A 13,676-nucleotide genomic window follows, 5' to 3' on the forward strand; every position below is an offset into this window, starting at 1 on the left:
CGCGTCACGCGTCCTTCGTGCCGCCAGCGCCCCCCATGTCCCAGTGCGCGGAGAGGTCCTCCCGTCCGCCCAGGAGTGTGTCCGGTCCTCCCACCCGGGCGAGCACCGCGTCGCGGGCCTCGATGACCCGGCGCCGGACCGTGGCCAGGTCCACGTCCACCAGGGCGCCCTGGAACTTCGCCCACCGTCCGCGCACCATCACCGATTCGACGTTGCCCGCATGCGCCTGGAGCACCACCGCGTCGCGGGGACGGTTGAGCGGCGTCAGGTTCAGCGCATCGGCGGCGAGGACGATGAGGTCCGCGTCCTTGCCCGGCCGCAGTGAGCCCGTCACGCGTCCCAGCCCCAGGGCCTCCGCGGCGTCGAGCGTCACCATCGGCAGCATGCGAGCGGCCTTGAGCGCGAGGACCCGGGACAGCCCGTCCTTCTCATCGGCCCGGGCCCGCTCCACCTGGAGGGCCAGCCGCATCGCGGTGAACAGGTCCCCGCCGTTGCTGGAGACGACGTCGCAGCCGAGCGTCGTCCGGACCCCCGCGCGGAGCGCGCGTCCGGTGACGGGGAAGCCCATGCCCATCTGAAGCTCCGTCTCCGGCGTCACCGCGACGCCGCCGCCGCTGTCGGCGATGCGCCGCAGGTCCTCGTCGGAGCTCCACGTGCAGTGGACGAAGAGCACGTCCGGACCGAGCAGGCCTTCGTCCTCCATCCGCCGCACTTCGCTCGGGCCCGACACGGGCCACGCGGAGCAGTGGGCGGTGATGGGGACGCCCAGCTCGCGAGCGGAGAGGAGCTCCGCCCGGCTCTGCTCCCAGGGCACCTGCATCTCCGTCAGCGCGACGCCCATGCGGACCAGCCCGCTGTCGGAGGCCAGCCGGGTGGAGCGCAGGCGTCGGGCGTCCTGTCTCCGGCTCGCGGGGGTCGGCAGCGAGGTGCTCTCCTGGGGACCCGCCGCGTAGCCGTAGGCGAAGAGGGCCCGGATGCCGGAGTCCTCCAGCGCCGTGAGCGCGGCGTCCGCGTGCGCGGGGGACTCCACGCAGTGCGAGTAGTCCACGAGCGTGGTGATGCCCGCGTCCAGGGCCTCCAGCGCCCCGGCCAGGTTGGCGGCATGCAGGTCTTCCGGCTGGAACGCGGGCGACAGCTTCACGCGCACCGCCGCCAGGTAGTCCATCACCGTCCAGTCCGCCCCCAGGGCGCGCAGCGGCGTCTGCCACGTGTGCCGGTGCGCATCGATGAGGCCGGGCAGGAGCAGCTTCCCGCGCAGGTCGACGACGCGACAGTCCCCGGCGTGCAACTGGGGACCCATCGCGACGATGCGCCCGTCCTCAACCAGGACGTCACCTCGCGGCAGGTCCGCGTGTTCGGGGTCGCAGGTGATGACTTCCGCCCCACGTAGCAGCCATCGGTCGCCCATGCGGTGTTCCTCCTGTCAGGCCCAGCGGGTATACACTGTATACCTTCTGGGCCCGGGATGGCTTCCCGAGGGGATGGCAGTGGAGGGTTACTGACAGGGAGGCCTCAGCTTCCTGGCGCTGCCTCGCTCGCGGGCGCAGGGGACACGCTGGCCCACTGGAACGGACCGACCACGCTCAACACGGCGCGCTTGTTGCGGCGCCAAGCCACGTACAGCGCGCAACCGTAGATGAGCGCCGACACGGGACTTTGCCTGGCCTCGTAGACAGGACCTCTCACGACGGTGATCGATGTGTGGAGGATCGCGGTGACCACGACCTCCTCGCGGGACATCGCGTCCCCCATGTCTGGCGAAAAGGTCCGATGGATGAAGCTGTCATGGTGCCTGTCGAACACGCGCGAGCTCACGCGGCGAGGCATCTTCTCGGACTCCGCCTTGCTGCGCGCGTTCACCTCCGGCACGCGCGCAGCCCCCACCGCCAGATACGTCAGCAGCACCGCGAGCAGCTGGTAGACGAGCCCTCCGCGTTCTTCCGAGCCCTTGAACACGGCGGTGCCCACCAGCCATCCCACCAGGATGAGGAGGAGGCCCGGGGTGTAGCCCGTCAGGCCCACCCACCAATACACCGCTGCCCCGGCGATGCCTCCGCCCAAGCCAAACACTCCCGCCTTTAGGAGACGCAGTGTCGTGGAGCCACCGGTGCTCGCCGCCTCCACCTCCTTCCGGCACTTCGGGCACATCAGGTGGTGGTTCACCTGGAAGTAGGCTCGGACAATCGGAAGCCGGCAGGCAGTGCAACGGAGCACGGCCCGCGCCCCAGCGGGTGCGGACTGAAGCGGAGGATGCGAAGACGCAGGGTCGGTCATGTGCAGGGTTCTGGGGGCAGGAGGACCACGCGACCAACCTAACAGAGGCGCCCCACTTGAGCGCGGTCCTGAAGACTGTCTTGAGCGTCCGTTTCTCCTGGGTGGTTTTCTTGCCCGGAGCTGTAACAACAGACTCCAGATGGGGACGACAAGCACCGGGCTGACCGGGGCGCTTTGATGATGCGTCCGGAGTAACCTCTTTCCAGAGCGGGAACCCCCGCCTACCATGTTCCTCGCAGTACCCCATTCAGGAGACATCGAACCATGCGCAAGGCAATCATCGCGGGACTGATGGCAGCAGGGATGCTGGCGGGCTGTGGGGGCACGTCCGACGGAGAGGTCTACATGTCGTGCGCCAACGGCACCACGTGCACCGGCTCCGCTGCCACGTGCGAGGAGCAGTGCGCCTCGTCCAGCGCGGACACGAAGAATGCTTCCTGGATCATCGTGTATTGTTGCGACGGCAGCGAATGCCGCAGCCCCACTTCGCCTGCCATTTGCGTCAGCTATTGCGCATCCCGCGACGGCATCTGCTGACACCGCTCGTTCTGCCAAGGTGGCCCGCCCCGAGCGTACAGGGCGGGCCGCTGTGCTTCATCCACTGAGCGCTCACCTGGCCGCCGGGCTCAGGTGCATGGCAATGTGCCCGGAGGCCACGAACCCAAGGACAGGTGCGCCCGTGAAGCAGACTTCGAGCCCTCGTTTCGAGCTCTATCGTGAGGCCGTTCGTGACTCTGGTGCGCCAGGAAGAGGTCGGCCCGTCGTCGAACGGTGCGAACTCGTGCCTCCAGAGGGAGTGGATCCCCTTTTCGTGAAGCTGTCTTTTCTTCCGTACTTTCACGAAGAGAAGCCCACGACGACGCTGGGCTCGTACTTCGATGCGCAGTCCAATGGCTTCGACTTCCTGAGGAACGCGTTCTTCCCGAGGAGCCTCGACGGCTACAACAGTCATGACGAGTCCGAGCGGCGCTCGTTCACCACGCTTCTCGAAGCCTCGCCTCCGCGCTCGCACGTCGTCGTCGCCTGGAAGGATGAGCGGCATTGGTACGTCGATGCGCTCTTCTACCGTCTCGAAGGCGTGGACGGCTGGTCGCGCGGCGAATGGACCGAAGTGGTTGAAGGCTCGCTCGCGGACTTCATCCGCTTCTCTCCGTTGATCCAGTCACAGGTGGAAGCGGGACGGTCGTTGTCCGCGGACGCCCATCCGGCGGACGACGTCGTGCTCGAGCTGTCGAAGTCCCCGGGGATGCCCAACACGCGGCACTTCAATCTGGAGGTCTACGCGGATGGCCGGTTCGAGGTGCGTCGTCCCCGCGAGCACGACTCGCGAGGCTCGGACGTCCATCGGCTCACGACGCTGCTCATCTCGGCCAGCCGGCTCCCGGTGGAGAGCGGTCCGTCGTTTCCTCGGCCCTTCATGCATGACGCGCAGACCCGGTCGGTCACCTACGCCGTCGCGGGGCGGCGCATCCGCGTGACGCTGGACGCGGACACGCCGCCCGACATCCTGAATTTCGCCAACCGGATGGCCGCCGCCTACGACGTGGAGCTCTGCGCGAGCGGCTCCGTTCCAGCAGGACCGCCTCGGTGCTCCCACGGATTTGAGCGACACTGGCGGACATGGCGGTCCGCCTTGCATCCCTCGTGTGTCTCCTCGCTGCATTGCCCGCTGCCGCCAACGTGGCCGCCTCCACGCGTACGCCAGCGACCTTCACCCTGTCACCGGGGGCCGCGAGCACGCGCACGGAGGTGCTCAGCGAGAAGCTGGACTTCGATTGCGTGGAGGCGGAGCAGGAGGCGGTCTGTCGCTTCGAGGCTCGCTACCAGCTGCGCAACGGGACCCCCGAGGCGGAGGTCATCGATGCCGCCTTCCTGGGGCTCCGTACGCGCGAGGTCCGCGTGCGATTCGACGAGGAGCCTCTCCCGGTGACAGAGGGGCAGGCGGCCTCGATGGGCCCCACGCCGGAGGATGCGTTCGGACGGCCCGCGCATTCCCCGGTGGAGCGCTTCGGCTTCACCCTCACGCTTCCGCCCGGGCGGGAAGGGGAGCTGGTGGTGCGCGGCCTGATGCAGCTCGAGCGGCGCTTCCTGCCCTCGGGGTACGTGTGGCCCGCGGTCCAGTCGCGCCACGCACTGCTGTCCCCCAGTCCGGCGCGGGCCACGCACTGGGACATCGACTATCTGCTGGGGCCCATCCGGACCTGGGCGGGCAACCCCACGCTCCACGTCACGGTGCATGTCCCTTCCGCGTGGGAGGTGGGCAGCAGCCCGGACGCATCCGCGCGCACGCTCCCGGTGGCCACGGGCTGGCGGCTTCGGCACGAGGGCGAGCAGGTGGTGGCGGAGCGGAGCCTCACGGCGGAGAGCGCGCCCGAGTGGCTCAACGTCACGCTGACGAAGCCCCAGCCGTGGTGGATTCCGGGCGGTGTTCAGCTGGGCCTGGGCGCACGGCTCGGGGACGGTTCCCGCTTCATGGCGCGGCTCGGCTACCAGTTCGCCGCGCCCGAGTCCTTTCTGCATTCGCTCTCGGTGGAGACGGACTTTCGAGAGCAGCTCGTCCTCACGCCGCTCACGCAGTATGCGACGCCCCAGGTCCTCATCATCCCGAGCTTCGGGCTCGGCCTGGGTGTGCCGGTGCAGGTGCGCCCCGAAGCCAGGCCGGGCCTGCGGCTCCTCGCGGACCTGCACTTCGGTCCGCTGGGGGCCGCGCTCAGCTGGGACCACTATCCGGCGCTGCGGGAGGGCACGGACTCCTTCTCTCGGCTCATCCTCCTGCTCCAGGTAGGGCTGTAGGCCGGCAGTTCTGCGAGCGCTACTGGCACCTCAATTCCAATGCCTCGAACATTTGTTGGAACTCCTGCCAGAGTTCAGGATTGTCTGTGTTGTTGATGGTGTCTCCCGTCTTCGAGGAAAAGGAGCTTCCGTTGTAGTACACCAGCGCCCAAAAACGGCTCCGGGGGCATTCGAAGTAGCGGGTGAGAACCGAGCCTCGGATCGTGATGGGATACCAGGGCGCAACTGTCGCATAGACTTGTTGGGTGGGGAGCCCCGTGTAGGCTCGGATCGAGGAGAAAGTCCCCATGTTTGTCTTCTGGGTGTCCGTCAGCGCGGCGATGGTCGTGTAGTCTCCCGTCTGCTTCAGCCATGTCCGGTTGTGCGGGTCGGTCACTTGCTGCGGCTCTGGTTGCTCAACGGGCCTGAAGTAGAAGTCCCTCTCGAAGTCGCTCCAGGAATAGTTCTTCTGGCCTTCGTGACTTGAGTAGACAATCAGCTTTTGATCCAGTTCGGGAATCCGTCGGATGGCCTCTGGATTGAGATTGTCAAGGTCGTCTGGAGCACCTTGAGGACTCTTCAGGATGAACGCGCGACCACGCCCCGGTGCATCATCGAAAATCAGATAGACGCCAAACCAGGCGTTGGCGAAGAGGCAGCTGGGAGTGATGAAGTTTGAGTATTCACTCTGGGGGTGGCACCGGCTCGTCTTCTTGTAGTCGCCGACAGTATAGGTGTTGACCGCGTCCAGCTCCACCTGCCCATTGGACATCTGCTGGAGATACTTGCTGAACTCGATCCTGAACGGTTCCGCATAAAGCTCGGCGGGCACTTGCTTGTAATTCAAGACAATGCCTCGCGTCTTTTCGGGATTCACGTTCCTGTCCCATCGCACGATGTCTGGCACGATGTGGCAGCCACACAGCAGCGATAGGAAGGCAAGGCATAGGACAGGACGGTCCATGTTCATCGGCTGTTACCTGCTATTGAGAGGGGATGGTCCGAGGTGCGGCACGCTATAGTATAGGCTGTATGGCAGCCCTGCTCAGGGGCCGGAGAGCCGCTCCGCGCAGGCACTCCGCTGGTACGTCAGCCCGGCCTTCCGGAACCACTGCCCGGGATTGCCGAACGTCGGATCCCAGAGGTCCGCGTTCGCGACCAGCTCGGAGAGGAAGCGCCGCTGCGCGTCCGTCCGCACCTGTCCATCTCCCGCCGGGAAGGCCGCGGCCAGCAGCGGGCCCCACTCCCGGTCGACGCAGTACTTCGTCGTGACGCGCGCCACTGTGACGGCCGCGGGGAGGAGCCGGTCGAAGTCCTTCACTCGCTCGAGCAGGCACTCCAGCACGTAGAAGCGGGGGCGCATCTCGAACGGGGGCGGGCGCTCCTTGAACCAGTCGTCCATCTGGGCGGCGTGGTGCTCCAGCGCGTGGAGCAGCTCCCGGGTCGCGGCCTCGTTCGTCTCCAGACCCTTCGCCATCGCGGCGCAGACGCGCACCGCCGGAGAGGCGTCCTCCAGGAACGCCGAGGGGGCCACTCCCAGCTCGCCCAGCATGAGCACCAGTGTGGAGCGCTCGTCGGTGTTCGGGGTGGCCTGAGCCAGGGCGGTCAGTCGCAGCGCGAGCACCTCCCGCTGTGCGTCCCCGAACGCCTCCGGCACCCGGGCGAGCTGGGCCGCGGTCGTCGCGGCCTGGGCGCGGACGCCGGAATCCGGGTGGTCGAGGCTGGCGAGCACCGGTTCGACGAGGAGCGGCACGGCCTCGGCACACCCGAGGAAGGCGTTGGCGTAGAGCGCGTTGGCGGCCTCCTCGTCCTGGTAGAGGGCTTCGTCGTCGCCAGCGTCGAGCAGCGGCGCCAGGTCGTAGCGGGCCAGGCGTTCCTGTTCCTGGCGGGACGCCCAATGGTCTCCGACGGCCTGGGCGACGCCCGAGAGGAACGCGAGCACGTGCATCCGGAGCCGGGGCCCACCGGAGTCGAGCCGGGGCTCCGCGAGCAGCCCCGCGAGAACACACGTCACCGGGCCCGTCGCGGTCCAGGGCGTGCCCTGATGGAGGATGGCGGAGTCCAGGTAGGTCAGCGCCGCGTCCCGGGACGCGTCATCGCCTTCGACCAGCGCGCGCAGGTGGCCGGGAGCGTCCGTGGCGCGACCATAGGCATGAAGCAGGCGGGACCAGTCGGTCGTTTCAAGGGCGGAGAGACCCGTGATCATGCGCGAGACTGTAGCGCCTCCAGTCGAGGCGCACGGCGCTGGCCTCCACGGGAGGCAGAGCGCCTGCGCTCACCACTGCTGGAGGAGCACACTGGGGGCACATGCGGCCCACCAGGGGCAACCCGCTCACGGTCGCGAGCGGCCCGAGTTCCTCAGTCTCGCAGGGCTCACGAGAAGCTCGTGGGAGGCTGACAGTAGCGTGTGCCCTGGCGAGGTGGAGCTGGGGAGGGGCAGGTGGAGGAGCGGGGGTGGCCGTACCGGCGGAGGCAGCCGGAGGGGACGGTGCTGTACGAGGCGGTGAGGGAGAACCTTGCCACGCTGCTGGCGGAGGCGAGCGACGTGGGGCGCGGCCTGCCCCGGTACGTGGAGCGGGACTTCGCCAGGTACCTGGAGTGCGGCGTGCTGGTGCACGGATTCGCGAGGGTGCGCTGCGAGAGCTGTAAGGACGAACTGCTCATCGCCTTCTCGTGCAAGGGGCGAGGGGTGTGCCCCTCCTGCAACGCGAAGCGGGCGCAGGTGACGGCGGTGCACCTGGTGGAGCGGGTGCTGCCGCACGTGCCCTACCGTAAGTAGACGTTGTCCTTTCCGCACCGGGTGCGATGGGGACTGCTGAAGGAGAAGGGGCTGCTCTCGGACGTCCTCACCCTTTTCCTGCGAGCGGTGTTTGCCCTGCAACGTCTGGGCCTGTGGGAATACATGGGCCTCTTCGCGTGGCTCATCGTCATCGTGATGGTCGTGATGTCGGTCGTTTCCCTGCTCATCTCGTCGCCATCCCCGCGGTGATGGCCCACAACTCCTTGCAGAGCTGGGTGGACGCCCGCGCGGTCGACCTGGCCGAGGCCAGCAACGAGTTCCTGGATGCCACGGCCCGAGCGCTCAAGCGCGCCCGCGCCGCCGCCAGGGCCCCCGCGACCTCCTGACGCATCGAGGGCCCGGGCCGCGGCGGCTACTCCGTGGACTTCTGGACCGGGACAGGGCTTGGACGCGGGGGCGTGAGAGGGGGAGGCCGTGTCTCGGTATTCGCCAGCCGCTCGAGAGGGCGGAGGAGCGACATGACGCCATGGCCCAACACGGGCAATGCCACGGAGGGCTGGAGAACCGCCTCCAGCCCCGCGTGCAGGTGCAGTATCCGGTAGAACTGGCGATGGACGTGTGCGTCGGTCGACGTGCGCTCCATCAGCCGCAGGATGTACCAGTGCAGCAAGCCCAGCCCGAAGGGCCGCTTCCCGACGGCCTGCGGATACAGCAGGTCCATGCCCGTGCCCAACAGCCACGGGAGCCGGATGACTTCAGGCAGCCGCTCGCGGAAGCGCTGCGCCAGGCCCGATAGCTCGCCTCGTTCGGACTGCTCGCGAAGGCAGGTGTCCAGCAGTTCCGCGCCAAGCCCCGCCACCGACATGCCTTGCCCGTAGAGGGGGTTGAAGGCACACGCGGCGTCTCCCAGGATGACCAGCCCCTCGGGAAAGCGGGGCAGCTTCTCGTAGTGCCGCCACCGGCAGTCCTTCACCTTGTGCTGGGAGATGGGCCCTATCGGCGTGGCCTCTTTCAGGGAGTTGTACAGGTCCGGACGCGTCAGTGAGCGCGCGTACTCGAGGAACCCCGCGTACTCGGTGGGCGCGTGCTCCCCGAAGTAGCCATTGAGGGTGACGAGCCACCGGCCTCCCTCCACGTGTGAGATGAAACCCGCGCGCCAGGCCTTGGGAGGACTTGGATAGAGGAAGAGCGCCTTCCATTCCTTCTGGAAGTGGGGCGGCGGCTCGTGCAGGCACGTCGTGTAGGAAAGGTCCACGATGACCTGCTCTTCCTCCGGGCGCGCGTAGCCGATGGCTTCCAACCACTGAGGCATCCGCGAGCCCCGGCCACTGGCATCAACGACGAGGTCCGCCTCCCACGACTCCTCGCCCTGGGGTGTCTTGACCCGGACGCCCGTGATGCGCCCCGTGCCCTTCTCGTCGGAGATGAGCCCTTCGATGGAGCAGCCCTCGCGCACCGCTACGTTGGGCCGCGCCTTCACCCGGCGCAGGACATTCCACTCGAGCAGGGGCCGGGTGCACAACAGCCCGGGGATGCCGCTGGTGTGGCGCAGCTTCCACACCCCGAAGTGGTGCCAGGCGAGGTCTCCACTCGAGTCGATGAACTCGGCGCCCTGGACCTGGAGCTGCTCGAATAGGTCCGGGAAGTACTTGTCGAGGATGCGCCGGCCCGTGTCCAACAGCACGTGGATGTGCGGCCCTTGCGGAACACCCTTGCGCGCGGCGGGCCCCTCCACCCGGACATCCCGCTCCACCAGCGTCACCTTGTCGAAGTGGTCCGCGAGCACCCGCGCGCTCAAGAGCCCCGCCATGCTGCTGCCGATGACCACGGCGCTTCCGAATCTGCGTCCAGGGGTTTCCAAGTCCCAAGCCTCCAAGGTTTCATGTCGTGGCGCTGCGGCTCAGAGGGGTCCGCCTTCCCCAGAGCCGCTCGCCCCCTCCGAGGAGATTGCATCTCACCGGTCTGACATGCCCTCTCGGACCCGGGGCTGGAAAGCTTCACCGCCACCCTGGACGAAGCGCTCGCCCGAGAGAGCGACGGAGCGAGCGAGCCGCTACGGCTCCGCCCAGGCCAGCAGACTCCGCCGCCCGGCCTCGCTTGAGAAGTGCCGGGCCCCTGAAACTCGCTCCTACGCTTTGACAGTGCCGGGGCTCACGGCCCATTCGGCGAATTCGGCGCGATGAGAAGCTGATAGTCGCTGCCGGAGGGGCCTCTGTAGGTTTCCTGATTCCCGAAGGAGAACGTCCCGCTGTTGTTGAGCAGGACGATGTTCCCCGTCGTGGAGTCACGCAGGCCGATGTCCTGCCTGCTGTCTCCGTCCCAATCGCCGGTGATGGGCTGGTAGTTCGAACCCGATGCCCATGAGAACGCGAGTGCGTTCGAATAGGCGTAGGGGGCGACCCAGTGCGCGAGGTACCACGCGCCACTGGCGGTATCGCGCAGCCCGATGTCGGTACGGCCGTTCTGGTCGAAGTCGCCGATGAAAGGCTGGTAGTTCCCCCCGGCCGCCCACGTGAAGCTGTTGTTGTGCGCGTACGTGTAGGGCCCGACCTGGCGGGCGAAGTGCCAGGCGCCGGTCGTGGTGTCGCGCAGGCCGATGTCGGTGCGCCCGTCGTTATCGAAGTCGGCGACGAGGGGCTGGAACTGAGCGCCCGCGGCCCAGGTGAAGCTCACCGTGTGCGAGTACACATACGGAGCGATTCGCCGCGCGAAGTGCCACACGCCGTTGAGCACATCTCGCACGGCGATGTCGCTGTACCCATCGTTGTCGAAGTCGCCGGTGATGGGTTGAAACTGGCTTCCGGCCGCCCACGGGAACGTCGTGGTGAAGTTCGAGCCCCCGAGGTCGTTGCCGCCCGCGTAGTACTTGAACAACCAGTTGCCCGAGCTGATGCTCCGGAGCACGAAGTTCGGGGCATTGCGCTTGTACTGCGCCACCTTCGCCTTGAGCTGGTCGTAATAGAACGTGCCGTGTCCGCCATACATCGGCTCGAAGTCCGACGAGAACTCCGGATTCCACTCGTCGGTCAGGAGCGGGCGCAGGCTCGGATACGGGCTGGACAGGTTGCCGGGGTTCACGTTCTGAGAGCCCCACTCGTTCCATCCGGTCACGAAGACGTAGGTGGGGTTGCTGCCCGTCACGCTCGACCACTGCTCGTTCAGGGTGGCCCCACCACGGCGCCCCAGCGCATTGCCGAGGCAGCTGTTGATGTAGTCCGCCTGGGTCGCCGGCACCACGGAGATCTCCTCGGGCCACCCGTTGCTCGAGTAGTACGGCTGCGGCGTGCGCTCCTTGAACGACCAGGTGGCGGTGCTGTTTTGCAGTCCCGCGATGGGCTTGCACGTGAACTGGGGCGCTCCGGTGCAGTCATTGGACATCAGGAGCGGCTTGCCGCCGACGTGGAAGAAGAGACTGGCGGGGAACGCCGTGTAGAACGTGTTGTAGAGGGTCGAGTGCGAACTCCCCGAGTTGAAGAAGGCCACCTTCGGTGTGGCCTGGCCCGCGGCCATCCGGTCTCGAAAGCGTGTCAGCAGTGTGAGGGTGGCGTTGTTGAAACGCGAGTCCACGAGGTTGCTGTTCGAGTAGTCGATGGTGATGAAGTCGATTCCGGCGGCGGCAAGGAGGCTCGCGTGATTGTCGATGAGCGCGTTGTTCGCGGTGCCGTCCGCCTTGCGGAAGCGGTACTGGTTGATGTCCCCGTTGAACAGCGCGGGCGCACCCCACCAGTGGAAGGACGTGTACGGGCACTCCGCCACCGATTGATCCGCCACCGGGCAGCTCGCGTCGTAGGGGGCTGGTAGCCGGCACCACGTATTCGCCGGCCCGAAGATGGACAGCCAATAGTCCGCCCACGTCTCATACAAGATGGTGACGAACTTGTTCTGGGTGGGCGCCGCGTGGGCAGGGCTGGCGAGAATGAGACTGGACACAGTCAGGGCGAAGGCATGTGGAAATCTCATCTTTCCAGGTTCGCCGCAGTTGCTAGGAATGTCAAAGGGCTGCAGATGCTGCAATCGCTGCCTCAGCCCTCAAGCAGCCGGTGCTGGCCCTGCGCTCACTTTCCGGTGGGCACGCCAAGCTTCTCGAGGACCTTCACCGCATTGGCATTGCCCGCGTCCAGTGCGAGTGACTTCCTGTAGCTCGCGATGGCCTCTTCCTTCAGTCCCAGCTGGAGCTGTGCCTCGCCCAGGCTGTCGAAGGCATTCGCATCCGTGGGGAAGAGCTTCACGTTCGCTTCGAACACCCGCACCGCTTCCGCGCCCTTGCCGTCGCCCAGCAACCGGTAGCCGAGCTGGTTCAGCTGCCCCGACTCCAGGCCCTTCACGCCCTCGCGATGTTTCGCGGTGTACCAGGCGAGCGCGGTGTCGATGCCCTTGAACCGCATGAGCACATCCACCTGGGCGGACGGCGACACGGGCTCGGGCTTGAACGCGGTCCAGGCATACTCGGCCGCGACGCTGGCAATGAGGCGGTCGAAGAGCAGGAAGCCGTTGTCGGAGTTGGCCATGACGACCACGCCGCTGCCCGTGTCACCGAAGGACATGAACGCGGCCTGGAAGCCTTCGTCCGCGCCTCCGTGCCAGAAGCGGTCGGTGCCGGGCTCCACCTGGAAGCCCAACCCGAACCGCTCCGACTGCAGCGTCAGCATCTGCTTCGTCATCGCTTGCGACAGCACGCGCTTGGACTTCCCCGCTTTCGCGTTGGACACTTCCAGTGCGACCCGCGCGAGGTCGGACGGCGTGGTCCACAGTCCGGCCGCGGCCATCTCCGGGTACACGTGCCAGCGGCCCGCGACGCTCTTCCCGCTGGAGTACGTCCCGGTCGCGGTCCTGGCGGAGAGGACCGGAGGCAGGGGCTGCTCGTAGGAGCTGCTGCTCATGCCGAGCGGCTTCAGCACCGTCTCCCGCATGACCTGGGGGAACGGCTTCTGGAGCTGATCCACCATCATCAGCTGGACGATGGACGTACCCCCGCCGCTGTAGCGCGTCTTCGTCCCTGGGACGAGGTCGACGCGAACCGGGCCGGTGTTCGCGGGCGCCACGCCCTCCAGCACCTGCACCAGCGTGGGCATGGGAGCGTCGACGGCGTACCCGGGGAAGCCATGCACGGTCGTCCCCGCGCTATGGCTGAGCAGCCGGCGCAGGGTGACCTTCTGCTCCTTCGTGAAGTCGTTCTCGGGGACCTTCCACGAGCGCAGCTTGTCGTTGATGTTCTCGTCGAGCGACCATTTGCCGGCCTCGACGAAGTGCAGCGCCGCCAGGGCGGTCACCGGCTTGCTGATGGAGCCCGCCTGGAACAGCGTCTCCAGGGTGACGGGCTCCGAGCCACCCGCCTCTTTCACTCCATAGGTCCTGGCCCAGACGATGGAGTGCTTGTCGAAGACGGCGATGCTCAGCCCGGGGATCCGGTACAGCGCCATCCACTGCGGGAGCGTCAGGCTCTGGGGTTTCTCGCCTTCGATGACGACCGGGGCCAGACCCGCCTCCACACGTGCCGCGCGGGTCGCCTGAGCAGGGCTGGCCAACCATTGCGTGGCGGGCTTCTTCGTCCCCTCCGCCGCGAGGGCCGCACCTCCCGGGCTGAACAGGATGGCCGCGAGCACGAGGCGGGACAGGGAAGGGCGCATGGGTTCACCGAAGGAAGGGGTGGGACGCGAGGTGTACGCCTGCCCCTTCGTTCGATTGCCGGTCCGGGACGCGCCCTGGTGCTCGACCCGGCCGGTGGCGAGCTGGTGGTCAGAGGCCCTGAAAAGCGAAGGGCCCGGAACCTTTCGATTCCGGGCCCTTCTCAGTAGCGAGGAGTACGGGACTTGAACCCGTGGCCTCCGGCGTGACAGGCCGGCGTTCTAACCAACTGAACTAACTCCCCGTAACGGCGCCGATCTACCGC

Annotated in this window: 11 protein-coding genes, 1 tRNA gene and 1 pseudogene; 4 read left to right on the forward strand and 9 right to left on the reverse strand. The window is 67.2% G+C overall.

The features are described from left to right. Nucleotides 1-4: 4 nt before the first annotated feature. From D7X99_RS08510 to D7X99_RS42720, 3 genes are all read right to left on the reverse strand, one after another. Complete coding sequence (locus tag D7X99_RS08510) at nt 5-1,408, reverse strand: amidohydrolase family protein (protein ID WP_121777331.1); 1,404 nt, start codon at nt 1,406-1,408, stop codon at nt 5-7. 104 nt (nt 1,409-1,512) lie between these two features. Then, complete coding sequence (locus D7X99_RS08515) at nt 1,513-2,061, reverse strand: hypothetical protein (protein ID WP_121777332.1); 549 nt, start codon at nt 2,059-2,061, stop codon at nt 1,513-1,515. 554 nt (nt 2,062-2,615) lie between these two features. Beyond that, nucleotides 2,616-2,771: a hypothetical protein gene (locus D7X99_RS42720; protein ID WP_158620743.1), complete on the reverse strand. Its 156-nt coding sequence runs from the start codon at nt 2,769-2,771 to the stop codon at nt 2,616-2,618. A 1,123-nt stretch (nt 2,772-3,894) separates the two neighbouring features. Between D7X99_RS42720 and D7X99_RS08520 the strand changes: the two genes are divergently transcribed. Further along, nucleotides 3,895-5,067 carry a hypothetical protein gene (locus D7X99_RS08520; RefSeq protein ID WP_233613210.1) on the forward strand — a complete coding sequence of 391 codons (1,173 nt, stop codon included), beginning with the start codon at nt 3,895-3,897 and terminating at the stop codon, nt 5,065-5,067. Nucleotides 5,068-5,086: 19 nt separating this feature from the next. On the opposite strand, the gene D7X99_RS08525 is transcribed toward D7X99_RS08520, so the two are convergent. After that, nucleotides 5,087-5,953 (reverse strand): hypothetical protein, encoded by an 867-nt coding sequence (locus tag D7X99_RS08525; RefSeq protein ID WP_158626958.1) that lies wholly within the window; start codon nt 5,951-5,953, stop codon nt 5,087-5,089. Between the two features lie 138 nt (nt 5,954-6,091). Next, nucleotides 6,092-7,252 carry a hypothetical protein gene (locus D7X99_RS08530; RefSeq protein ID WP_121777335.1) on the reverse strand — a complete coding sequence of 387 codons (1,161 nt, stop codon included), beginning with the start codon at nt 7,250-7,252 and terminating at the stop codon, nt 6,092-6,094. A gap of 234 nt (nt 7,253-7,486) precedes the next feature. On the opposite strand from D7X99_RS08530, the gene D7X99_RS08535 reads away from it, so the two are divergent. From D7X99_RS08535 to D7X99_RS08540, 3 genes and pseudogenes are all read left to right on the forward strand, one after another. Next, the gene (locus tag D7X99_RS08535; protein ID WP_158626959.1) at nt 7,487-7,825 is read left to right on the forward strand and encodes a transposase zinc-binding domain-containing protein; all 339 of its coding nucleotides are present in this window, start codon (nt 7,487-7,489) and stop codon (nt 7,823-7,825) included. A gap of 3 nt (nt 7,826-7,828) precedes the next feature. Then, nucleotides 7,829-8,035 carry a hypothetical protein gene (locus D7X99_RS43100; RefSeq protein ID WP_171805178.1) on the forward strand — a complete coding sequence of 69 codons (207 nt, stop codon included), beginning with the start codon at nt 7,829-7,831 and terminating at the stop codon, nt 8,033-8,035. Further along, a pseudogene (locus D7X99_RS08540) lies at nt 8,014-8,172 on the forward strand (MotA/TolQ/ExbB proton channel family protein); the annotation flags it as partial. The gene D7X99_RS43100 and the pseudogene D7X99_RS08540, both read left to right, overlap by 22 nt. A 26-nt stretch (nt 8,173-8,198) precedes the next feature. Here the strand turns inward: D7X99_RS08540 and D7X99_RS08545 are convergent. The 4 genes from D7X99_RS08545 to D7X99_RS08560 all read right to left on the reverse strand — a co-directional run bounded on the left by D7X99_RS08545 (nt 8,199) and on the right by D7X99_RS08560 (nt 13,655). Continuing rightward, nucleotides 8,199-9,647, reverse strand: coding sequence for an NAD(P)/FAD-dependent oxidoreductase (locus D7X99_RS08545; RefSeq protein ID WP_121777337.1), 1,449 nt, complete (start codon nt 9,645-9,647; stop codon nt 8,199-8,201). A gap of 290 nt (nt 9,648-9,937) precedes the next feature. Then, nucleotides 9,938-11,746 (reverse strand): VCBS repeat-containing protein, encoded by a 1,809-nt coding sequence (locus tag D7X99_RS08550; protein WP_147476083.1) that lies wholly within the window; start codon nt 11,744-11,746, stop codon nt 9,938-9,940. 95 nt (nt 11,747-11,841) lie between these two features. Then, nucleotides 11,842-13,413 carry a serine hydrolase gene (locus D7X99_RS08555; RefSeq protein WP_121777339.1) on the reverse strand — a complete coding sequence of 524 codons (1,572 nt, stop codon included), beginning with the start codon at nt 13,411-13,413 and terminating at the stop codon, nt 11,842-11,844. A gap of 168 nt (nt 13,414-13,581) precedes the next feature. Further along, nucleotides 13,582-13,655: transfer RNA gene (locus D7X99_RS08560), tRNA-Asp, on the reverse strand. Between the last annotated feature and the right edge of the window lie 21 nt (nt 13,656-13,676).

It is taken from the genome of Corallococcus sp. AB032C (assembly GCF_003668935.1).
GTDB lineage: Bacteria > Myxococcota > Myxococcia > Myxococcales > Myxococcaceae > Corallococcus > Corallococcus exiguus.

Bases quoted from the DNA above. Each gene is read 5' to 3' on its own strand.
- D7X99_RS08510 (WP_121777331.1), bottom strand. From the start codon at position 1,408: ATGGGCGACCGATGGCTGCTACGTGGGGCGGAAGTCATCACCTGCGAC.
- D7X99_RS42720 (WP_158620743.1), bottom strand. From the start codon at position 2,771: ATGGCAGGCGAAGTGGGGCTGCGGCATTCGCTGCCGTCGCAACAATAC.
- D7X99_RS08520 (WP_233613210.1), top strand. From the start codon at position 3,895: ATGGCGGTCCGCCTTGCATCCCTCGTGTGTCTCCTCGCTGCATTGCCC.
- D7X99_RS08530 (WP_121777335.1), bottom strand. From the start codon at position 7,252: ATGATCACGGGTCTCTCCGCCCTTGAAACGACCGACTGGTCCCGCCTG.
- D7X99_RS08550 (WP_147476083.1), bottom strand. From the start codon at position 11,746: ATGAGATTTCCACATGCCTTCGCCCTGACTGTGTCCAGTCTCATTCTC.
- D7X99_RS08555 (WP_121777339.1), bottom strand. From the start codon at position 13,413: ATGCGCCCTTCCCTGTCCCGCCTCGTGCTCGCGGCCATCCTGTTCAGC.